At 37.6% G+C, this 23,514-nt stretch carries 21 protein-coding genes; 3 read left to right on the forward strand and 18 right to left on the reverse strand.

The window, feature by feature from the left end; translation table 11 throughout:
• Positions 1-76: 76 nt before the first annotated feature.
• Positions 77-871 carry a M15 family metallopeptidase gene (locus tag H9632_RS07830; RefSeq protein ID WP_191703565.1) on the forward strand — a complete coding sequence of 265 codons (795 nt, stop codon included), beginning with the start codon at positions 77-79 and terminating at the stop codon, positions 869-871.
• Positions 872-928: 57 nt separating this feature from the next.
• Here H9632_RS07830 and rarD read toward each other — a convergent pair whose 3' ends face one another.
• From rarD to H9632_RS07845, 3 genes are all read right to left on the reverse strand, one after another.
• The gene (gene rarD, locus H9632_RS07835) at positions 929-1,843 is read right to left on the reverse strand and encodes an EamA family transporter RarD (RefSeq protein ID WP_191703566.1); all 915 of its coding nucleotides are present in this window, start codon (positions 1,841-1,843) and stop codon (positions 929-931) included.
• A 784-nt stretch (positions 1,844-2,627) separates the two neighbouring features.
• Positions 2,628-4,400, reverse strand: coding sequence for an ABC transporter ATP-binding protein (locus H9632_RS07840; protein ID WP_191703567.1), 1,773 nt, complete (start codon positions 4,398-4,400; stop codon positions 2,628-2,630).
• Complete coding sequence (locus tag H9632_RS07845) at positions 4,390-6,153, reverse strand: ABC transporter ATP-binding protein (protein WP_191703568.1); 1,764 nt, start codon at positions 6,151-6,153, stop codon at positions 4,390-4,392. Before H9632_RS07845 ends, H9632_RS07840 begins: the two co-directional genes overlap by 11 nt.
• Positions 6,154-6,497: 344 nt before the next feature.
• Between H9632_RS07845 and H9632_RS07850 the strand changes: the two genes are divergently transcribed.
• Entirely contained in the window at positions 6,498-7,070 is a 573-nt protein-coding gene (locus H9632_RS07850; protein WP_191703569.1) for a copper resistance CopC family protein, read from the forward strand.
• A gap of 142 nt (positions 7,071-7,212) precedes the next feature.
• Positions 7,213-8,454, forward strand: coding sequence for an erythromycin esterase family protein (locus H9632_RS07855; RefSeq protein WP_191703570.1), 1,242 nt, complete (start codon positions 7,213-7,215; stop codon positions 8,452-8,454).
• A 67-nt stretch (positions 8,455-8,521) separates the two neighbouring features.
• On the opposite strand, the gene H9632_RS07860 is transcribed toward H9632_RS07855, so the two are convergent.
• The 15 genes from H9632_RS07860 to H9632_RS07930 form a co-directional block, all read right to left on the reverse strand.
• Positions 8,522-9,301: a helix-turn-helix domain-containing protein gene (locus tag H9632_RS07860; RefSeq protein ID WP_191703571.1), complete on the reverse strand. Its 780-nt coding sequence runs from the start codon at positions 9,299-9,301 to the stop codon at positions 8,522-8,524.
• 128 nt (positions 9,302-9,429) lie between these two features.
• Entirely contained in the window at positions 9,430-10,605 is a 1,176-nt protein-coding gene (locus tag H9632_RS07865) for a PqqD family protein (RefSeq protein ID WP_191703572.1), read from the reverse strand.
• A gap of 112 nt (positions 10,606-10,717) precedes the next feature.
• Positions 10,718-11,914 (reverse strand): HD-GYP domain-containing protein, encoded by a 1,197-nt coding sequence (locus tag H9632_RS07870; protein ID WP_191703573.1) that lies wholly within the window; start codon positions 11,912-11,914, stop codon positions 10,718-10,720.
• Positions 11,915-12,385: 471 nt separating this feature from the next.
• Positions 12,386-13,837 carry an aldehyde dehydrogenase family protein gene (locus tag H9632_RS07875; RefSeq protein WP_191703574.1) on the reverse strand — a complete coding sequence of 484 codons (1,452 nt, stop codon included), beginning with the start codon at positions 13,835-13,837 and terminating at the stop codon, positions 12,386-12,388.
• Between the two features lie 252 nt (positions 13,838-14,089).
• On the reverse strand, positions 14,090-14,797 hold the full coding sequence (locus H9632_RS07880) for an ABC transporter permease (protein WP_191703575.1): 708 nt from the start codon (positions 14,795-14,797) through the stop codon (positions 14,090-14,092).
• Positions 14,797-15,723 (reverse strand): osmoprotectant ABC transporter substrate-binding protein, encoded by a 927-nt coding sequence (locus H9632_RS07885; RefSeq protein ID WP_191703576.1) that lies wholly within the window; start codon positions 15,721-15,723, stop codon positions 14,797-14,799. Before H9632_RS07885 ends, H9632_RS07880 begins: the two co-directional genes overlap by 1 nt.
• 10 nt (positions 15,724-15,733) lie before the next feature.
• On the reverse strand, positions 15,734-16,369 hold the full coding sequence (locus tag H9632_RS07890) for an ABC transporter permease (protein WP_191703577.1): 636 nt from the start codon (positions 16,367-16,369) through the stop codon (positions 15,734-15,736).
• Positions 16,366-17,532, reverse strand: coding sequence for an ABC transporter ATP-binding protein (locus tag H9632_RS07895; RefSeq protein ID WP_191703578.1), 1,167 nt, complete (start codon positions 17,530-17,532; stop codon positions 16,366-16,368). The genes H9632_RS07890 and H9632_RS07895 overlap by 4 nt, the downstream gene beginning before the upstream one ends.
• A 406-nt stretch (positions 17,533-17,938) precedes the next feature.
• A complete protein-coding gene (locus H9632_RS07900) occupies positions 17,939-18,985 on the reverse strand; it encodes a 2,3-butanediol dehydrogenase (RefSeq protein WP_191703579.1) in 1,047 nt (348 codons plus the stop codon).
• A 162-nt stretch (positions 18,986-19,147) separates the two neighbouring features.
• On the reverse strand, positions 19,148-19,891 hold the full coding sequence (locus H9632_RS07905) for an amino acid ABC transporter ATP-binding protein (RefSeq protein ID WP_318247683.1): 744 nt from the start codon (positions 19,889-19,891) through the stop codon (positions 19,148-19,150).
• A gap of 12 nt (positions 19,892-19,903) precedes the next feature.
• Positions 19,904-20,569, reverse strand: a complete 666-nt coding sequence (locus H9632_RS07910; protein ID WP_191703580.1) for an amino acid ABC transporter permease — start codon at positions 20,567-20,569, stop codon at positions 19,904-19,906.
• A gap of 34 nt (positions 20,570-20,603) precedes the next feature.
• Positions 20,604-21,389, reverse strand: a complete 786-nt coding sequence (locus tag H9632_RS07915; RefSeq protein ID WP_191703581.1) for a transporter substrate-binding domain-containing protein — start codon at positions 21,387-21,389, stop codon at positions 20,604-20,606.
• A gap of 319 nt (positions 21,390-21,708) precedes the next feature.
• Positions 21,709-22,443 carry a glucose 1-dehydrogenase gene (locus tag H9632_RS07920; protein ID WP_191703582.1) on the reverse strand — a complete coding sequence of 245 codons (735 nt, stop codon included), beginning with the start codon at positions 22,441-22,443 and terminating at the stop codon, positions 21,709-21,711.
• 83 nt (positions 22,444-22,526) lie between these two features.
• On the reverse strand, positions 22,527-23,153 hold the full coding sequence (locus tag H9632_RS07925) for a TetR/AcrR family transcriptional regulator (RefSeq protein WP_191703583.1): 627 nt from the start codon (positions 23,151-23,153) through the stop codon (positions 22,527-22,529).
• 158 nt (positions 23,154-23,311) lie between these two features.
• Entirely contained in the window at positions 23,312-23,500 is a 189-nt protein-coding gene (locus tag H9632_RS07930; protein WP_191701867.1) for a hypothetical protein, read from the reverse strand.
• Positions 23,501-23,514: the final 14 nt, after the last annotated feature.

Raw genomic sequence — 23,514 nt, forward strand, 5'->3', positions numbered from 1 at the left:
TAAGATATTCTTAAGAATTCTTATCAGTTTTTATTAAGTTTTATGCGCTATGCTTGGTTTAAAGGAGAATTATTATATGAAAAAACTAATTTTTGTACTTATAGTTGCCGTTATAGGCTATCAATTTTTTATGGGTAAACAAGTAGCTGCTCCAGATTTACCACAGCAGTTATCCCTAGAACCTTATGCAATTTCGAGCGGAAATCTTGTACTCGTCAATCGGGACATTCAGCTAAAGCAGGACCCGACCAATTTAGCGCCAATCCCAGCTGATATCGCGGAAAATGTTATTGTTAATTCAGAATTTCTACTCGAGAATCAGGCAATAAAGCCGCTCAAGCTACTTTTCGATGCAGCAACGAATGATCGAATTGAACATTTTATCATAAATAGTGCGTATCGCAGCGGTAAACTGCAGCAGCAGCTTTATGAAAAGCATGGAGCTGACTATGCGTTGCCATCCGGCTATAGTGAACATCAGACTGGCTTATCACTTGATATTGGTTCAACTGCCGGAAAAATGGAGAATGTCGATGAAGGTAAATGGTTGGAAGAACATGCAGCGGATTTTGGCTTCATCTTACGTTACCCGGAAGACAAAGTTGATGTGACTGGTATCAACTACGAACCATGGCATTTCCGCTATGTTGGCCTGCCCCATAGTTTGATCATGAAGAAGCAAAATTTCGTGCTGGAGGAATATATTACTTTTCTTAAAAAAGAGCAGTTTTTTACGACGGAAGTAAATGATACTACTTATTTCATCCAATATACCGACAATGAGACAACGGTTAACATACCCGATACTGCAAACTATAGAGTATCCGGCGATAATGAAAGCGGATTTATCATTACATCTATTATAGAATAATTTTTGGAATTAAAAATCGGCCATTTGCATTTAAGCAATGTGGCCGATTTCTTTTAGTTAGACACTTTTCGCATAAGCGATATGCTGTTTTCTTGCTTCGTGAACCTTTGATGCAGAAAAGATAAATACCGCGAGCCAGATGCAGAGGAATGTTACAAATTCTGTTGTAGTAAAGGGCTCTTTGTATAGAAAAATCCCCAGTAACAAACTGATTGTCGGCGATAAAAACTGGATGAAGCCCATTAAGTAAAGCGGAATTTTTTGTGCGCCCTTCGCAAAGAAGATAAGCGGAATGGCTGTAACAATACCACTACCGATTAAGAATAAATTCGTCTTCCAATCGATGTGCATAAAAGCAATTTCCGTCGTTTGCATTAAGTAAATATAGCTGATAATTGCGATAGGTAATATAAATAAAGTTTCAATCGCTAAACCTCGCGTTGCATCAAGCGGAATTTTCTTTTTGATGACACCGTAAGAGGCAAATGATAAGGCCAGTGCTAATGAAACCCATGGAATTGTACCACCTAAAAATGCCTGGTAGCCAACGCCAACTGCAGCAATCAGTACAGCAACAGTAGTAGCTTTAGAAATTTTTTCTTTAAAGAAAATCAGCCCGAACAATACGGAAATGAGCGGATTAATATAATAACCTAAACTCGCCTGTAGTAGATGATTGTTATTTACTGCCCAGATGAAAATTCCCCAATTGATGGAAACCACAACAGACGCGATAAATAGTAAAATAAAATTCTTCTTATTCTTCCATAGTATCTTTATATCGGAAATCGTTTCTTTATATTGGCGGATAATTAATATAAAGAGCGCTGTAAACACGAATGACCAAATAACTCGCCCTACCAATATTTCCATGCTGCCAACATGATCGATTTGCTTCCAATAAAGTGGGACAATCCCCCACATGAAATAGGCACCCATTGCAAACAGGATACCCTTTTTTTGTTCTGACATTATTGCACCTTCTAGTATTTTTATATTTCAATTATAGATGTCGGAATTAAGGAAGTAAATGTTGATGTGTGGGGCAGGTGCTTTTATTCGCCACTTATTTTGTGATAATCGCCAGTTCTTCCTACATATTAGCCAATCACTCTAACTTTATCGTCAATTCAACATCGATATTCGTCACCTAGCACCTTATATTCGCCACTTTCATTTTTATTAGCCACTTCAGCGCACTTATTCGTCATTTCAAACCCGATATTCGTCACTTAACACTACATATTCACCCTTTTGAATGCTGGGGAAATTATTCGCCACTTATTTTGTGATAATCGCCAGTTCTTCCCACATATTAGCCAATCACTTCAACTTAATCGTCAATTCAACTTCGATATTCGTCACCTAGCACCTTTTATTCGCCACTTTCATTTTTATTAGCCACTTCAGCGGACTTATTCGTCAGATCAACACCTATATTCGTCACTTAACACTACATATATGCCCTTTTGAATTGCGGGAGAAATTATTCGTCACTTATTCTATGATATTAGTCAATTCGTCTAACTTAATCGTCAATCACTCTAACTTAATCGTCAATTCAACACTGATATTCGTCACCTAGCACCCTATATTCGCCACTCCTAAGCACTTATTCGTCATTTCAAGCCCGATATTCGTCACTTAACACTACATATTCGCCCCTATCCATCTCCAACACCGCTCCACTAATGGAATAAAGTCATATCCACCCCCGTACATCTTAGGAATGAATATGACTTTTCAATTCAACTAGCTACTCTACTATCCCATTTTGCAGCAAATACATTTTCTGATATAAGCCTTTTTGTGCAATAAGCTGCTGATGTGTACCCCGCTCGATAATTTCACCTTTATGCAACACTAAAATCTGCTCTGCATCTTGAATTGTCGAGAGTCGGTGCGCGATGGCGATAGTCGTACGGCCTTTTCGCATTTTCTCCAATGATTGCTGAATGCCGACCTCTGTTTCCGTATCGATCGCTGCAGTCGCTTCGTCCAATACTAAAATTTTCGGGTTCGTTGCAATCGTTCGTGCAAAGGCAACTAATTGACGCTGCCCGCTTGAAAATGTAGATCCACGCTCCGTCACACGGCTTTCATAACCATCTGGAAGGGCTTCGATAAAGTCGTTCGCCTGCACAAATTCAGCTGCTTCCTTCACCTTTTGTAAAGTCAACTTTTCATTGTACAAACGGATATTCGAATCGATCGTCCCGTAGAATAAAAATGGATCTTGCAACACTAAGCCCATTTTGTCACGAAGCTCCTGTTGTTCAAAATCTTTAATCGATTGGCCATCTATTAAAATATCGCCGCGCTCAAACTCATAAAAGCGCATAAGTAAATTGATAATCGAGCTTTTCCCGCTGCCTGTATGACCGACGAGTGCAACCGTTTCACCAGGATTGACTGTAAACGATATATTTTTCAGTACATCCTGTTTCCCATCATAGCTGAACGACACATTTTTAAACTCAATATGACCTTGTGACACGGTAACAGCCTTATTTTCCTGTGCTGGCTCCAGCTCTTCGTTATCAAGGAGTTCAAATACACGTGAAGCAGCAACAATTGCCTGTTGGAACAATGCCAACCGTTCCATCACTTGATTAATCGGATCAAAAAAACGGTTCATATAAGTAATAAACGCATACACAACCCCTACTTCAACCGCTGTTTCAAACGATGTCCACCCAAAGTAAAACAGTAAAACAATTATAGCCGTGAAGTATACTAAATCAATAATCGGTCTAAGCAGTAGACTATTCATTTTCGTATTCGCCATCATCGATTGGAAATGCTCTTCATTGACACGGTCAAATTCGTCATTAAAGCGCTTCTCTTGACGGAAAGCCTGCACAATGCTCATGCCTGACAGTGTTTCTGATAGTTTCGCATTAAGCTCACTCAATTTTTCGCGCATACGCATATACACGACCGCACTCATTTTGCGGTACAGCCAAATAATATAAATAATGACCGGCAATAGTAGCAGCATATATAGCGCAAGCTTTGCATTAAGGAAAAACATCGCACTGTATACACCGACAATTAAAAATGCTGCCTGTACAAAGCTAATTAATACCGATACGAACATATCCTTAATCGCTTCGGTATCATTTGTCGCTCTTGATACAATGGAACCTGCTGGTACTTTGTCAAAATAACGCATTCCAAGCCTATGGATTTTCGAAAATACATCTATCCGAAGTTGCTGTATGACCTTTAACGCAAGCTGCTGAAATTTAATGTTTTGATAATAAGTAATGAAGACGTTTAATAACTGGATCATGAAATAACTAATCCCCAAAATTAAAATCGGTGTCATATCAAAATTACCGATCATTAAATGGTCATCAATATATACTTTGATTAAATACGGACCGATTATATCCCCTATTACAGTAAGCACAAGCAGGAACAGCGCAATCGCCAATAACTTTTTATGAGGCTTTAAATATGTAAACAGCCGTTTCAAAACAATTTGCTGTTCTTTACTTGAAATGGTATTTGTATCATTCGCCATGACGATCGCCTCCTTGCTCGACTAATTGCTCTAGTTGCTGTAGCTGATACATCTCATAATAGGTTCCTTGTAGAGCCATTAAATCTTCATGCGTACCTTTTTCGATTATCGTACCATCTTCTACAACGATAATGACATGCGCTTGTTGAATCGCACTTAGACGGTGGGATGTAATAATCGTTGTCGCATCTTTACGCTCTTCCTTTAAGGCATGTAAAATTGCTTCCTCTGTCCGTGCATCCACTGCAGACAGAGAATCATCTAAAATTAGAAGCTCTGGTTTCATTAATAGTGCACGGGCTATTGAAATTCGTTGCTTCTGCCCACCGGAAAGTGAGACACCACGTTCACCAACAAGGGTGTTATAACCATCTGTGAAGCTCAAAATATCTTCATCTATATTTGCCAGTCTCGCTGCAGCACGCACTTCTTCCAAACTAGCATTCGGATTGGCAAATGCAATATTGGAGTATAGTGTTGCAGAAAATAAGAAATGATCCTGAGGGACATAGCCAATTGACTGTCGTAAATATTCTTTCTTGTAATCGTTTATATTGTGGTCGCCAAATTGAATCGTACCTTCATATCCTTCAAATTCACGAAGCAACAGCTTTAATATCGACGTTTTCCCTGCACCTGTTTTCCCTACAATACCTAGCGTTTCTCCACGCTTTAATTCAAAGTGCATATCCCGTATCGTTGGGGACGCATCTCCTGGGAAAGTAAATGATTGAACGTTAAAAACAAGATCCCCTGAAGGATTTTCCATAATGGCATTAGGCTTGTCGTCAATATCAAACGGTGTATTTAATATTTTTTCGATACGGTCATAGGAAACACTACCTCGCTCGACAATATTAAACAGCATCCCAATCGCCAGCATCGGCCAAATAAGAATGCTTAAATACGTAGTGAACGTAACTAAATCCCCGACAGTCATTGCCTCTTCTAGAATAAATTTTGTTCCGAAGCCGAGACTTAGCATAAAGCTTAAGCCTACGACAAAGCTGATTGTCGGATCGAATAAAGAATCGACCTTCGCCACACGCATATTTTTCTCTACTACTTCATCCGAAAGCTTAGTAAAATCAGCTACATCTTCAGATTGCTGACCGAACGTTTTTAACACTTTCATGCCGCTAATACTTTCCTGTGTTTTGTCATTCAAATCCGAAAACGCAGCCTGGGCATGGCGGAAACGTTCATGCAATAGTTTGCCATAATAACTCGTCGATAGCGCAACTAATGGCATCGGAATTAATGCAATTAACGTCAAACGCCAATCAATGGTAATCGCCATTGCTAAAATAACAAACCCGCCTGTTGTAATCGAGTCAAATAACGTTAAAACTCCACCGCCAGCTGTTTGCTGTACTGCACTAATATCATTTGTCGCATGGGCCATTAAATCGCCGACACGATTTTTTTGATAAAATGACGGGGACATTTGCGTAAAATGACGATGTAGCTTTTCACGCAATGTACGTGCCAATAAGTTGGAAGAACCGAAAATCATTTGACGCCAGTAATAGCGCAACACATACATTGCGATCGCTACAACTGCAATGATGGCAAGCCATTTGAATAGGCCTGATTTCGTTAATGTTTGATCCCCAATTTCATCGATAGTATATCCAATAATTTTTGGTGGTACGAGCTGTAGAATCGCTACAAATATAAGCATCAGCAACCCGACTGTATACTGAAACTTCCGCTCTTTAAAAAACCAGCCTAATTTCAAAAACACCTTCATTTTTTCACCTTCTTTTTTTACTCAAGTTCCACTATTTTAACAAATTTTATAATTTTCGGATATATTAAAAAGAAATATTTTTTCGGATTCCGAATTATTTTTTTAGTGCAACGAAATTAAATATAGAATTAGCCGATTTTCCACCAAGCTAAGCTTTCTTTTAAACATGAAAAACATAAGAAACACTTCATTTCTATCCTTGTATATTTAGATATTTCCACAGCTTTTTGTCCATACTAAATTTATCACTCCATTCTCAGCAATTTTAAATCCAAGTGTATATAGGATGTTCTCCACTGCGATTGGGAACGGGTTAATACGATTATGAAAGGAAGTTTAGTTAAATGATGAAACAACTATTACTCGCGCTTGCAGCTACATTTTTACTATTTGTACCTGGAGCTAACGCACACACGTACTTGGATTCAACAAATCCGGCTAAAGGCGCGACTGTTACAGAGGATTTGCGAAAGATTGAATTAAAGTATTCAGGGGAAATTGAAGAAGGCAGTATTTTTAAAGTACTGTCCAGTGACGGCTCCGAAATGCCCATAACTTCGATCACTTTAAATGATGGGGTCTTAACAGGTACATTAGCTTCACCTCTTCCTAACGACACTTATATAGTTGAATGGAATAGTATTAGTGAGGACGGACACCCGTTGACAGGTACATTTTCCTTTACAGTAAATACGGCAAAAAATCCTAATAATCAAGAGACTGCGGCAGATACAGTGGAAAAATTGGATTCCAATGTAGACTCCATTGTCGATACATTAAAAGATGAAACCGATTCCGAGGGCGACAATTCCATCTGGACTCTTATCATCGTTGTTGCCATTATTGTTCTTGTATTAGTTGTTATTACGATGTACAGCTATAAAAGATGGTTAGTTAAGCGCAAAGGAAATAGTTAATTATTTTTCCTATTGGAGGAATGCCTTTTCAATTGGGCATTCCTATTTGTCGCGCTTCTTTTATCAATTCACACGCTTTCTTTATATAGAATGCTCCAAAATTTGTTCCATAACTACATTACTTTATAAAAAGGAGTTTCTTATGACAGACAAATTAATCCAGGCTATTTCAGAACATTCCATGCCACTGGACAATGCAAGTTTAAATAAAATAGTAGAGGCTGTTGGAAATGCCAAAATTGTAATGATCGGCGAGGCATCCCATGGAACATCGGAATTTTATACTGTGCGTGCTGAGCTCTCGAAAAAGTTAATTGAACAAAAAGGCTTTCAACTCATTGCAGTAGAAGGAGACTGGCCATCCGCCCAAGCAGTGAATCGATATGTAAAGGGCTACAGTACAGAAAATGGGACAGCAAAAGAGGTTTTAATGAAAGCCTTCCATCGCTGGCCGACATGGATGTGGGCCAATGAAGAAGTCGCAGAATTTACAGAATGGTTAAAAGAGATTAATACCCATCGCGAACATAAAGTAGGCTTTTATGGTATCGATATGTACAGCCTGTTTGAATCAATTGATGAAGTACTGAAATTTTTATCGAATAATCCGCAGCATCAGGTTGATCTGGAACATGCCAAAAAGGCTTTTTCCTGCTTCGAACCATACAACAGGAGCCATGAGCACTATGCCATTTCTGCCGTTCAATTTTCTGATGCATGTATTCATGAAGTGACGGGCTTGTTAAGCTCATTGCGTAACCACCAAGATCATTTTTCCAGTCTGCAAGAATCAGATTTAAATGTCGTGATGAATGCCCTCGTCGCAAAAAATGCAGAATCGTACTATAGGGAAATGATGTCGGATGAAAAATCGTGGAATACACGCGACTATCATATGGTGGAAGCAATTCATGAGCTGCACAAATATCACGGAGAAGAAACGAAAATCATTGTTTGGGAGCATAACACACATATCGGTGATGCTTCCGAAACATCGATGAAGGATGAGCAACTCATCAATGTCGGTCAAGTTATCCGTGAGCAATATGGAAAGGAAAATACCTATGCAATTGGCTTTGGCACATATGAAGGCACAGTAATTGCTGCTGACCGTTGGGGAGACCCTTTTGAAATCATCACAGTCCCACCGGCAAGTTTAAACAAATGGGAAGGCCAACTTCACGCAGCAAGTCCGGACGATAAAGTACTTTTATTTACGAATGAAAACAGACAGTTATTTAATGAATGGATGGGTCACCGTGCAATTGGCGTTGTTTATGATCCTGCTTACGAGGCATACGGTAATTACGTTCCTTCGAGAGTAGGTAGCAGGTACGATGCATTTATTTATATTGATCAAACGACTGCTTTGCGTCCTTTATAGTAAGGGTAATGTGCCCCAGGAGTTCTACTGGGGCGCTTCCACTAGTTCCGCATAAATTATTTCCCCTTCACCGCTCTGTCAACCAATCATAAAAAGGCACTGGTCGAGTACTTTGCTGCTGTTCCACCACTTCTCTTATAACAGGACGTGTAATGGCCTTTTCATATGCTCCTTTATAAATCGCCCGTAATGTTGTACGAATCGATAATTTCCCCTCATGAATATCTTGAATTATTCGCCACATTGCATCCTTTGCGATTGTAAACTCCCGTTTGTTTTGTATCGGTGTCGCTAAAATTGCTGCTCGTAACCCATCTTTTAACTCGTCATTTATTGGCAAGCTCTTCATGAATTCATATAATATTTTTTGCCACTCGTTCATTTGATCAACTGTATATTTATATATTTCATGTAAAGAGCTTGTTTTAAAAAGATTAAAAGAAATAGTTTGTTGTTCTGAAAAATTGTCAATTCCCGCTATTTCATTTACTTCTTCAGCTGGGACCCGTTCGGACATTTCCGATGGGACATGTAAGATTTGATAAATATTCGCCCCTTTTATCCCGTTCAATTTCGTGCTAGCAACGACTCTTATTATCCCAAGTTCGGCTGCTTTTTTAACCGCGCGATAAACCGTTTTCGTACTGATTCCCACACTATCAGCAATTGTCTTAGCCTTTAAATGAGCCGCCCCTGGATATGCAAGTGCCGACTGCGCGATGCGTAAAATGATATTGCGCTCACTATCCGTTAAATCATTCGCTGCAAGGTGCTGTGCCACTGCCTCATCCATTTCCGCTACTGTGTTGAATGTTTCATAATTTTTTAAATAATCGAATACCATCATTTGCATCTCCCTTCACCATACATATGTCAAAAAAATTGGTGAAAAGGGACATGCTTTTGAAAAAAAACCAAAATTTTTTGAGCACAAAAAAAAGCTAAACCTGAGTTCATACAAGTTTAGCGTTTCATTTAGTTTTCTCGTCTTTTTTTCCTTGCCAAATATACGAGCAGGATAAGCAGCAACATCGTTTGAACTAAAAATGCAATTGCATCCCAAAACGCCGCACGATCCCCTGCCCCCATAATATTCAAATAAATGGTAGTAAACATATAATAAAGCTGTGGTATAAAATACAAAACTGTCAAAAATAACGTTAAAAAAACTCCAATTATGTAAAACACACTATATATACGAATTAAATTCCATTCATCCTCGAACATCTTTTTATGGTCCATCTTTGATTTCTTAAAGAATGAACTTAAATAGATTTCGCCGCTCTCCATTAGGTTATAGCACCCCGTTGCATTTTCTACTACATAATATACATCTGTTTTCATATAGAAGCAGCATTGATATACGGTCTTAATAAAAATGTCCAACACGATGATGCTAAGGATTCCTACAAAATATGCATCCGGAAAAAGAAGCATAAAGACAAATGAAAGGAAAAGAATGACCTGTTCAAAAGACATGCCAGCAAGATATAAGATATTCCTCTTTTTAGGGTCGAGCTTCCAAGCTTGAGTCAAGTCAGTTTCAAATACAATAAATATGAGCCGATTCCCGATACTTAAATTAGCCGGTAAATCATGCGACCTAATGGCAAGGATATGCCCGAATTCATGAATTACAATTAACACTAAAGAAATCAATAGATATGTAAGGACATTTAGCACCATAGAGTCGAACAGGAATATATCTTTGTAATGAGGGAAAAGTTCTGGATTCAGTATAAGAATAAATATGTTCGCTGCTAGCAGAAGTAAGTATACCTTGTTTATTTTTCGATTAAAAAACAAACGTCCAACCCATTGTGGAATCCATAAAAAACCACCTTCAGATTTAGCCTGCTTCTCTTTTCCTCTATGTACTTGCACCCCATCTACTTCTTGAACAAGGCCTAACTCGACCAATTGTTCCACAAATTCTATAATATCTACTTCTTCCTCAGGATAAAATTCTTTTAAAACTTTTTCAATCTCGGCCATCCCTTCACCTTTATCCAAACGTCTGATTGCATCAACACTTATCTCAGGCAATTCAAAGAAGTCACCGGAAATCGGCTCCTCCACGATGTAATTTTTTTTATCTTTTTGAATGGATAATGGATATAATGTTATTTCGGATTCCAAGGATACCTTCAACGGATAACCTCCTTTATAAATTAAAATAGGATGCTAAAATTATAGCATCCTAGGGTCATACCGTACTTATCCTCTCGGTATAAGGAAACACCAGAAGCAAGTAACTTTAATTTTATTTAGTTTGCGAATTTTCACTCTTTTTTCCTCCTCTCAAGTCCACACCCTTAGAATACGTTTTAGAAATTTGTAACCAATCAGGGTATATCTGTTTAAATAATTCTGTAAGTTGTGGATCGAATTGACTCCCCTGTCCATCAACTATTCGTTCATATGCAACTTCAAATGGAAGTGCAGGACGATAGGATCTGGAAGAAGTCATCGCATCAAACGCATCGGCAACCGCTGTAATTCTGGCAAGAAACGGAATATCTTCCCCAGCCAGTCCATCTGGATAACCTTTCCCGTCCCATCTTTCATGATGATGATAGATTACGTCAATATTATCAGCAATCCCCTCAACATCACGAATAGCTTCAGCTCCAACAACCGGGTGTGTTTTAATAATAGCATATTCCTCGTCTGTTAATCCACCAGATTTTGTCAAAATAGAATCCGGTATATTAACTTTTCCAATATCGTGTAATAGACAAGCATAATAAAAATAATTTAATTCAGAAGGTTTAAATTTTCCCGTCGACTCTGCCATGCTCATCGCGTATGCAGCAACCCGTTCACTATGCCCTCGTGTGTATGGGTCTTTTAATTCAAGCGTTGCAATTACCCCTTTCACAATACCTTCTAGTTGTTCGTCATACGAATATTTCAATGCTTTAATATAATTTAAAATACGATAAAGTAGAAGAAAAGCAATAAATGAACACACCATCATAATAATAATCGGAAAAATAACAACTGGTTCTTGTGTAAATATACCAACTAAAATATATTTAAGAATTAGACCGTATGATACAAAATATGTAAATTTTTTATTTACAAATATAGGTGAGAACAGAATTATAATAATTTCAACTAAGTTTCCACTCGTATACACAAGAGCACTATCTTTATAATAAAATATATCAGAGATTAGATTAGTAGAAAAATAACCAAAAAACACTATATATTTCACATATTCTATTTTATTTTTTTTAATCAAATAGATGGACAAAGGTATAATCCCAGTAATAACTCCATATTTCACATACATAAACTCGTACCATATCGTACTGGCAGTACCTACATCGAGCCATGGAAATGTTGGGAATAATTTATAATAAAAAATATCATATATATAAAACACAGTATAAAATAGAAATAAAAAAAGGATTGTTGAACGTTTTTCTTCTTGTAACAAAGATGTTTTCTTCATATTTTACCTCGCAATTTTTTTACCAATCAATAGACCTTATGTTGCATAGCCCAATTATAACATGATTTTAGAATTTAGTTCTATATGTCTAAATACTATTTTTCCAATATTTCATTAATTTAATCTATTAATATGTATTCGTTAAATGGATAAGTAAAAGAACCCATTTTATTTCCATTGAAAGGGAATCTTATATTACAATACTACTTTTATTACAAACCCACCCAATTCTTATTTTACCTTTTAAACGAGAGTTTATAAGAACCCGTTTAAATCGATAAAAAACTTTAATTGAAAGCGCAATTTTCTCTAATAAATATAAAAAAGCCCTAACCGCGAAACGCGATTAGGACCTAGTACTCTCGATAATACCACCTAATTTTACAAATAGCAATCATTATTTAACTATACCAATTATCTCTATTTTAACATTTGATTAACTCTCTCTATCCGACGCTTTATTTTTACCTATTAAAACGGATACTCCCTTGGGTCTGTCTGAACGGAAATCCATTTCGTTGTTGTAAATTCATGAATTGCCCATTCCCCGCCATATCGACCTAAGCCTGAAGCTTTTTCTCCGCCAAAGGCAACAATTGGTTCGTCATTTACCCCCTGATCGTTGACGTGAATCATTCCCGTTACAATTTGTTTCGCGACTTCAACACCACGTTCAGTTGTACCGGCATGAACGGCACCGCTTAGTCCATAGTCACTGTCATTTGCAACGCGAATTGCTTCTTCTTCGCTATCTACAACGATTACGCCTACCGCCGGACCAAAGATTTCTTCCTGTGCAATCGGCATATCATTCGTGACATTCGTCAAGATTGTAGGAGCTAATACATTTCCCTCAACTTCACCTTTCAAAGCATATTCTGCTCCTAATGCAATACTTTTGTCGATTAAATTTTGTATTCGTTTGATTTGTTTATTGTTGATTAGAGGACCAACAACAACATCCTCATTTTTGGGATCTCCATATTTAATCTGGGATGCCTTATCCACAAAGGCCTTCATAAACGCTTCGTATGCTGGGCGCTCGACAACAATTCGATTCAGCGACATACAAATTTGTCCGCTATTCAGGAATTTCCCAAAGGCTGCAGAAGCTGCTGCTCGTTGTACATCGGCATCTTTTAGTACAATCATGACATTGTTCCCACCAAGCTCTAAAGCTACCCGCTTAAGATGTCTTCCGCAAAGCTCCCCAATATGCCGCCCTACAGGAGTAGAACCAGTAAAAGAAATAATCTGCGGAATGGGATGTTCAATAAAAGCATCTTTAATTTCAGAAGAGCTACAAACCGTAATATTAAATAAGCCTTTTGGAATTCCAGCCTCCTCAAAAATTTCCCCTAGAATGAGACCCCCTGAAATCATTGTTTGCAAGTCTGGCTTAAGCACTACCCCATTACCAGTTGCCAAAGCTGGCGCAAGGGAACGCATTGTTAAATGAAATGGGAAATTGAATGGACTAATAATACCCACTACCCCTGCAGGATTGTGAAATACTCGATTTTCCTTCCCAGGAATGATAGATGGCATGATTTGCCCGTGCATTCGAAGAGGGAATGTAGCGGATTCTTTCATAATTCCTATTGCGGCAGAAACTTCAATGTTTGCTTTCGTATAGGAAGCCCCATTCTCCTCTACTAATACCTTTACAATTTCATCTCTTCGTCTTTCTACTATTTGTGCAGCCTTTTCTATAATAGCTTGTCTTTGATAAGGATTAACCTGTTCCCACTCTTTTTGGGCTTCTTTGGCAGCTTGATATGCCTTATCTATATCCTTTTCATTTGCCAATCGAATTTCCGAAATCGTTTCCTCGTTATAAGGATTCTGATCTACATACACTCTGTCGCTATTTCCTTCTATCCATTCGCCACCAATATATTGTTTATTAAATTTTTTATACATAAGTACCATCCTTTCCAAAGCCTTTTGCTGCATAACTTAAACTTATCTTTTACTTCAACACTTCTTCCCGATTAGTATTAGTAATAATCCTCACTCCATACATTGTTTTCCTCTTAAGGGCTTACAATTTCCCACGTTTAATACAAGAGAAATTTCACAAAAATGAAAAAGCGCTTTAAATCCTATGATTCAAGGATTTAAAGCGCTCTTTAATTAATTCAAAATAAAACTAGCGAAAAGTAAAAAGATGGATTACTCCACTCCTGCATTAGAAATAGAGGCTTTATTAAGCCGCTCTTGACGTTTTGCTGGGTCGAAACGGCGCTCCAGCCAGCCCAAACCTATATCTACAATGACCGCCATTAACGCCGTCGGAATTGCACCGGCCAATATTATAGCTGTACCATCCGTTGCGTTCGTACCGCGGATAATGATATCTCCTAATCCGCCCGCACCGATGAATGCGCCAATTGCCGTAATCCCTATTGCTATAACTAGTGCAATACGGATACCTGTAATAATTATCGATAAAGATAACGGCAGTTCGATCATATAGAGAATTTGTCTACGTGTCATCCCCATACCGCGCCCCGCATCCGTTAAACTTTTATTAATGGTAGTAATGCCAGTATACGTATTTTTAATAATCGGTAGCAATGAATAAAGGAATACCGTTGCGATAACCGTTGATTTTCCTAAACCGAGTACCAGCATAATCATGGCCATTAAAGCTAGTGCCGGAATCGTTTGAATAATATTTGCCAATGTAATGATAAACCCTGCTAGCTTCATATTCTTGGCGATAAAAATGCCGATTGGAATTCCAATAATTGCAGCAAGCAATACACCGTATACTGAAATGTAAAAATGCGTAAAAAATAATTCAAGTACATATAGACCATTTTCCTTGAAATAATAGAAAAGCTGTTCAAATGTATTTAATTGCGATAAATCTTCCATTAGTCACCCTCCTCATTACTGAAATAATTATTTGCGATCAGGAAATTTTCTGCTACTACAGAGGGTTCTAATAAATTATTATCTGATAAATAGTTTAATTCCTGCATTTTATCTGTAGAAATTTTGCCAACTAAACGCTGGAGAATGCCTTTTAGTTCTGGCTTTGCCTCTAAAATTTCATTCGTTGCAAGCACGCTTGTTTCATAAGGTGGGAAGAAGTTCAAATCATCTTCAAGAACCTTTAAGTCATATGACGCAATACGGCCATCTGTTGTATACCCAAGGACAGTGTCGATTTCACCTGCTTGTACAGCATCATACACTAAACCAATTTGCATTGGATATGTACGTTTAAACTGAAATCCGTATTCCCGGACAAAAGCCTTAAAGCCATCACCTTCACGACTTAGCCAAGATGTATCAACACCTGCTTCAATATCAGCAGCGATTGCAGCCAAGTCACTGATTTTATTGAGGTTATATTGTTGCGCTGTTTCTTGCGTTACCATAAACGCATATGTGTTTTCGAAGCCATACGAGTCAAAGAAAGTTTGATTGTATCTTTCCTGAAACGCTTTTTGCACAAAGGCCAATGCCTCGGCTGGGTCTTTTATAAGTTCCGCATTTAAAGCACCCGTTATGTCTGTACCTGTATAACGTGTTGCAGAGATGTTTGCGTCACCTTTGATCATTGCTTGGTGTACAACAGTACTGGAACCAAGGTTATTAATAATTTCTACTTGTTCATCTGAATAATATTCAATCATATGTTTGAGCATATAGCCCATAATTTGTGATTCAGTTGTGACAACACTTGCAATCTTAATTTTCTCAGTATTGCTTGCCTGATCACCGCCAATCGAACAGCCAGCAAGAAAACTTAATGCCAGCAGTATACTCCCGAATAAAAGAATCGTTTTTTTCATCCTGTTAGCCTCATTTCTCTACTTTTAGTCCTTTTGGTGTTGTCCAAATCTCTACTTTAGACAATATAAAATCAGTGAGCAGTGCCAATGCCGTAACAAGTACTGCACCGCCAATAATTAGTTCTGTTTGATAGAGGTTTAAACCGTTAAAAATGAAATCACCTAAACCACCAGCCCCGATATACGATGCAAGTGTTGCCCAAGCAATGACGTAAACAGCAGATAGTCGTACACCTGCCATAATGACCGGGATTGCTAGAGGCAATTCCACCATCCATATAGACTGCAATGGCGTCATCCCCATACTAATGCCCGTTTTACGCAAATCGGCATTGACAGATTTCAGTCCGATATAAGTATTGTTGAGAATTGGAAGTAAAGTATAAATAAACAAAGCAACAATTGCCGGTACTTTCCCAACACCTAAAAATGGAATCATAATAGCTAAAATGGCTAAAGAAGGTAATGTTTGGAAAACACTTGTAATGGCTAATACAATTTTTGCTATTGTTTTGGTTTTAGATAAAAATATACCAAGAGGAATCGCGAAGATTACACCAAGAAATAATGCAATAATGGAAATATAAAAGTGTTCCCATGTTTTTAATAGTATGTCACTGCTGTTTTCAGTAAAAAAGGCTATCATTGAACATTCTCCTCTCGAGTTACAAGAAGAGCATTTTTATTTTCTTCCTCGTCGCCCCAAATCGTGTCATAAATCGTATCAACAATATTAGCACGGGTAATTAATCCGATTAGTTTGTGGTCGTTGTCGACTATCGGGATGTTTTGAAGGTTCCGTTTTAAAATACGGCGGACAGAATCCTGAAGTTTTGTCCCGGTTTTAACGTATATAACCTCTCGTTGCAATACTTCATTAATACTTTGCTGTGTTCGTTGCGGACCTGTAAAACTATCAACGTTTAAATAACCTATCAAACGTTTGTCAGCATCTGTCACGAATAACGTATCAACCCGTTTTGATACCATCAGACGAAGTGCATCGTCTAGACTTTTTTCAATTGTAATGGAGATAGGCTGTATCATTACTTCATCTACTATTTTGACGCTTGGTTTATTTTGAATTAGGCGGTGGGAGCCAATAAAATCGCGTACGAAATCATTTGCGGGGTTTGCTAATATATTGTCTGGTGTATCAAACTGAACTACTTTCCCTTCGTGCATAATGCAAATTCGGTCAGCCAGCTTGATCGCTTCATCCATATCATGTGTTACAAAAATAACGGTTTTGCCAAGGCGCACTTGCAAATCTTTCATTAGGTCCTGAAGTGTGTCACGTGTGATTGGATCTAATGCACCAAATGGTTCATCCATTAAAATGATGTCCTGATTTGCCGCCAATGCACGTATAACACCGATTCGCTGCTGCTGACCACCGGATAATTGGGCAGGATACATATCCAAGTATGAGGTAGGTAGGTTTACAAGTCCGATTAAACGTTCAGCTACTTTGTCCTTTTCTTGTTTATCCCATTTTAGGAGTTTTGGTACGAGGGTAATATTCTCTCGGATGGTCATATGTGGCATTAAACCTATTTGCTGAATAACATAGCCAATTTGTCTGCGAAGCTGCACTGGATTCATTTTGGATAAATCCATTCCATCCATCATGATTTTGCCACTGGTCGGCTCAATCATGCGATTAATCATACGGAGTGCGGTTGTTTTACCACTGCCGCTTGTTCCGATAAAGACGATAAATTCGCCTTGTTCAATATCAATACTTAAATTGTCTACCGCCTTTTTGTTACCACGGTAAGTTTTCGTTAAATTTTGTATGGATAGCATACAATACCACTCCTTTTCATCAAAATTAGAATTTTAAAACCCCTTAAGGATTTCACATAATTCTTATATTGCTTAAGCAACCTGCATTAAAATACCCATTACAAGCAGATTACAAACCATTACAAATGTTTCGTACAATCGAACGGGATAATTAATATATTGCTCAAAAGTAACAACTTAACATTTAAATTAAGTTGCTTTACAATCTATTATATAATATAACTGAAAAAATAAAACCATCAGTTAGTTTAGTTTTTTATCAGATTAGACAATGACAAAATGACTAATCAAATTATTTTGTAAGACATTGATGAACTAAATAAATTAAAAAGGAGCATTTCGAATATCGAAAATGCTCCTTTAGACGAATTCCGTTAAACTGGAAAGTCAATGTTTCCTCAATTATTTAATTTGGCTTAACAAGAATTTTTACTTGATTTCGTTCTTTTAACAAAGCATCAAATCCTTCTTCAACGACTTGATCTAGTTTAATTTTTTTCGTAATAATTTTCTCAGCTGAAAAATATCCTTGTGCCATTAAACTAATTACCGCTGGAAATACATCGCGGTATCCGATAATTCCTGTTACATTGCGTTCGTTTAGTACAATATCTTTTGGATCAACAGAAGCTCTATTTTCAAAAATACTTACAATCATCGCTTCTCCACCAACTTTCACGGCATTAATGGACTGCGTTAATACTGGATCGACGCCGGAAACCTCAAAGGATACATCTACTCCACCATTGGTACGTTTACGGATTTCCTCTACTACGTCGACTTCTTTTGGATCTATGACAGTTGCGCCAAATTCCGCTGCCTTCTGCTTTCGTTCCTCAGAAACTTCACTTACAAAAACTTCGGATGCCCCCGCAGCTCTTAATGCTTCTATTATTAATAAGCCAATTGGTCCTGCCCCGAATACAGCCGCTTTATCTCCTACTTTAAAAGTACTTTGCTTTACCGCGTATAACGCAACGGCAGATGGTTCTACGAGTGCTCCCTGTTCAAAGGAAACGCTATCAGGAATTTTATGAAGCATGACTTCAGGAACATTCGCATATTCTGAAAATCCGCCGCCTCCTCCAGCTAAGCCAAAGAACCCCATTTTTACACAAAGGTTATATTTACCCTGTTTACAGGACTGACATTCACCACAAGCATAAATCGGTTCGACGACAACACGATCACCAACCTGGACTTTTGTTACACCCTCACCGACTTCTACCACATGTCCGGAAAATTCGTGTCCCAATACAATCGGTGCCTTGTCGCCACTTAACGGGTGTGTTTCTATTGGAATAAAGATTGGCCCTGCCGTATATTCGTGTAAATCGCTCCCACAAATTCCGCACCACTCCACTTTAACCTTAACTTTACCCTTCTCTGCCTTTGGTTCTTCAATGTCCTCTACTCGTATATCTTTTACACCGTGCCATCTTAATGCTTTCATGTACTTAGCTCCCTTAGTAAAAATAATTTAAAACCAAACTTTTCTTAGTATTGGCTATTTTGATTATTATTATTTGGTTTTTATTTTTAACTTTAAGTAAACATGATCCGCAGAATTACAAAAGAAGATCCTGCCTAAATATTTAGACAGGACCCTCGATGTTTATTTCAACATTGTTGTTTTTAAAAACTCTTGAGTTCGCTCCTCTTTCGGATGTTCGAAAAATTGCTCAGGATCGCCGCGCTCGATAATTTCCCCATCGTTCATATACACAATCCAATCGGCTACTTCTCTAGCAAATCCCATTTCATGCGTAACAACAACCATCGTCATTCCTTCATTAGCCAGTTCTTTCATCGTAGTTAAAACCTCTCCCACAAGCTCTGGGTCAAGTGCTGAAGTCGGCTCATCGAAAAGCATGATGTCTGGTTCCATTGCAAGTGCTCTTGCAATGGCTACCCGTTGCTTTTGCCCGCCTGATAGTTTATTAGGGAAGACATCGGCCTTATCTTCCAAGCCTACTTTTTCTAGTAATTCTTTTGCTTTAGACGTTGCGACTTTTTTGTCAACGCCCTTTACCATAACCGGAGCTTCAATAATATTTTCCAAAACGGTTTTATGAGGGAATAGGTTGAAATGCTGAAACACCATTCCGACCTTTTCTCTAATCTTATTCAAATCGTCGTTGCTAGGATCGACTTCTTTACCTTCTATAATAATACTGCCACTATCTTTTCTTTCTAAAAAGTTTAGACAGCGAAGAAGAGTACTTTTCCCTGAACCACTTGATCCTATTAAACAAACAACATCGCTTTCGTAAACGGTCATGTCGATATTTTTTAATACATGCAACTCACCAAATGACTTATTCAATTGGTTTACTTTAATCATTTCCTTTGCTTCCATCGGTCTTGCCTCCTACCTATCGCTAATTGCTAATTTCTTTTCTAATCGGTTTACTATGAATGTTAACAATGCTACCAGTACTAAATAGTAGACTGCTACAATGAGTAAATAAGTCATTTCATCAAAATTATTGGACCCTAGTGTTGTCGCTACATTAAAGAGTTCATTCATGGAGATAAATGCGGCCAACGAAGAATCTTTCAAACCGATAATAAATTGGTTACCAAGAGGAGGTAGCGCTCGGCGGAATGCCTGCGGAAGAATAATTCTTCTTAATGTCAGAACTTTGGTCATCCCTAAAGAGCGTCCTGCCTCCATCTGACCTTTGTCGACTCCTTGGATTGTCCCACGAAGGATTTCAGAAATATAAGCGCCATTATGTAATGCCAAAGCAAGTGAAGCAGCCCAGAAATCTGGAATCAGGAAAATCCCGCTAAGTCCGAAGTATAGAATAAAGATTTGAACAATCAACGGTGTTCCTCGAACTAAAAAAACATATACATCTGAAATGAGTTCTAATACTTTTATTTTAGAAATTTTCATTAAAGCAAAGAAAAGTCCAATTACGATCCCTATCAGGATGGATACAACCGTCAGCTCTAATGTTAGGAGCATGGCTTTAAGAAAAACATCTTTTGTGTCTATTAATACTTCAAAAAAATGTGAAAAACTTGGCACTGTACATACGTCCTTTCTTCTTTAATAAATTGAATTATTCCGGTTTTTTTGTAATGTCCTCACCAAAATATTTCATACTGATTTTTGTGAGTGTTCCATCTTCCCGGAGATTTTCCAGCGCCTCGTTAACTCGCTTCAAAAGGTTCGGGTTATCCTGTGGCAGTACAATCGCTTGTTCACTTCGCTCAATTAACTGTCTACCCTCAATTTTAAAGCCTTCTTTTGCAGCATTTTTACCGGTAACAAAATCGGTAATTACCGCATCATGACGTCCGCTGTTTAATGCTTGCAAAGCTGTGATATCGCTGTCATAGGTTTTTATATTGTCTGTATACTTGGAGGCAGTATCAGAATAGGTTGAACCTTTTGCTACTGCTACTTCCTTTCCCGCTAAATCGTCAACAGTCTCAATTTCACTTTCTGGTCTGGTGAAAATTTGCGGTCCGGAATAGTAATAGGGGGTACTGAATGAAACATGTTTACTTCGCTGAGGATTAATCGTGTGGCTGGCAACAGCTACATCTGCACGGCCAGTTTTGACTCCTTCTACAATTCCTTTAAATTTGATCCGCTTTTGAACAGGCTCAAGACCTAGTTCCTTTGCGATTGCTTCGCCAACTTCAATATCAAAGCCTGACATGCTAAGATCTTCATTATTTACAAAACTAAATGGCTTAAATTCGCCAGAAGCAGCAAAAACAAACTGACCTTTATGTATCAGTTCAGATCCATCGGCAAGCTTCTCTTTCTCGGCACAAGCAGATAAGAAGCAAACCGCGAGTAAACTGAAAATGAATATGATTCTTTTATTAAACTGCATATTTCCTACCATTCCCTTTCATAAATTTATAAGATCTTTTGCTAAGTACCTTACAATAAAAGTGAATACCCCTTTAGGTGTCCACTCAAACAAAAAGTGCCAGACACCTATACGGCACCTGACACTCTTTGCATAATTATTCAATGTAAAATGGTTCGTTTCGCAGATATTATTGCTATAGGTAGAAAATTTATCATTACCGAATCATAAAAAAATAAAATAAAATTCTAAAATATTTAATGGAATTTAGGAGGAAGTCAATTATTTTCCCATAAAAAAACTGCATTCCAAACATTGGAATGCAGAACTTTTGTACATTTTATTGAGCTGTAATTCCGCCATCTACAACAAATTCAGAACCTGTTGAGTAGCTAGACTCGTCCGAAGCTAAGAATACTACTAATTGCGACACTTCTTCTGGTTGAGATACGCGTTTTAGAGGAATATGTTTTGCAAACTCTTCGATAGCCGCTTTAGAATCTTCCTGCATAATCATTGGAGTGGCAATTACTCCTGGGTGTACTGAGTTTACACGAATGCCCATCGGCGCTAAGTTTAATGCAGCAGCTTTTGACATACCACGAACAGCAAACTTAGTATCTGTATAACCTACTGCACCACCAACTAAGCCGTTGATCGATGAAATGTTGACAATAGAGCCGCCGCCAGCTTTCATCATTGAAGCAGCTACTGCTTTCATGCCTAGGAAAACAGATACTTGGTTAATATTTACGATTTTCATGTATTCATCTAAAGACATTTCTAACATGTTTTTAGCCATTGAAATTCCAGCGTTGTTTACTAATACATTAATAGGGCCAAAAGCTTCTTCTGCTTTCTTTATTACATTTGCCCAATCTTCCTCAGAAGTAACATTCTGTTTTACGAAGATGGCATTTTCACCTAGTTCTGATGCAAATGCGTTACCTTTTTCTTCATTTAAATCTGTTAACACTACTTTTGCACCTTGTTCTACAAATGCTTTTGCGTGTGCTGCACCCATACCTTGTGCTGCACCTGTGATTATAGCTACTTTACCTGATAAACGAGACATATAAATTTCCTCCTCTAAATAAGTGATAGTCGACTATCACTTTATCATCTTTACAATAACAATATTTCACACACACGTCAAACTTAAGATTTAATAAAATTTAAAAACATTTCTTTAATTAATTGTAATTGCTTTTTTGGATCAAGTTTTACCGGTAGTTCTGGGTCGTGTTCAGTTAAAAAAGATTCTACCGTAAAGTAACTTATATTTTGAACAACCGTAAAAACATATTCAGGAATGTCTATACCTTCTCGAATAGACTGATCTTTCTCTCCCTTCTTTGCAATAAGATATAACACATGTGCCATTTTTCTTCGAACTTTAATATAATCATGATATTCGTTCGAATCCTGCGGCATTTGTTTATATGCTTCGATTGCCTTGAAAAACTTTATAAACTGATGCTGTGGATCATCAATTAAATCAATATAATACGTTAAAATACGTTCAATTTGTTCATACGCAGACGAAGATTCGCTAACAATCCGTTCTAACTCGAGATTCATTTGCGAAATTATTTCATTATGAACAGCTAATATTAGAAGTTCTTTATTCGCAAAATAACGATAGAAGGTTGCTATGCCAATCCCTACCTCTTTAGCTACGTCTTGTAATTGAACTTGCTGCACATCATTTTTTAATATCATTTCTTTAGCTACCTCGATGATTTGTTCTCGGCGTTGTTGCTTCATTAGTTCTCTTTTATTCAATGGTATTCCCCTCAATAAGCTTATTATAGCCTTATTTTAACATGATGATGCTCTTTTATTTGAGAGCCGTTACTCGGAATAAAAAATAAAATTTTATTTATATAAAACAACATAAAAAAACACCGCAACAATTATAGTAAATCGTTGCGATGTAAATATTAACGTAGTCTTTCTAAATCCTGATAATCTTTCATGTATGGGCCATCTTCTGCCACAGCTGAATGATATAATGCTTTAACAGCAAAGTTCTTCTCAAGACCCATTTCTGATTTTAATTTCTTTAATTCATCATGTAGCTCGCGATGTTCATTTATAAGTTTTAGCATTATCGTTTTATTATATTTCATATAAAATCACTCCA

The sequence above is a fragment of the Solibacillus merdavium genome (assembly GCF_014836935.1).
Taxonomy (GTDB): Bacteria; Bacillota; Bacilli; order Bacillales_A; family Planococcaceae; genus Solibacillus; species Solibacillus ferritrahens.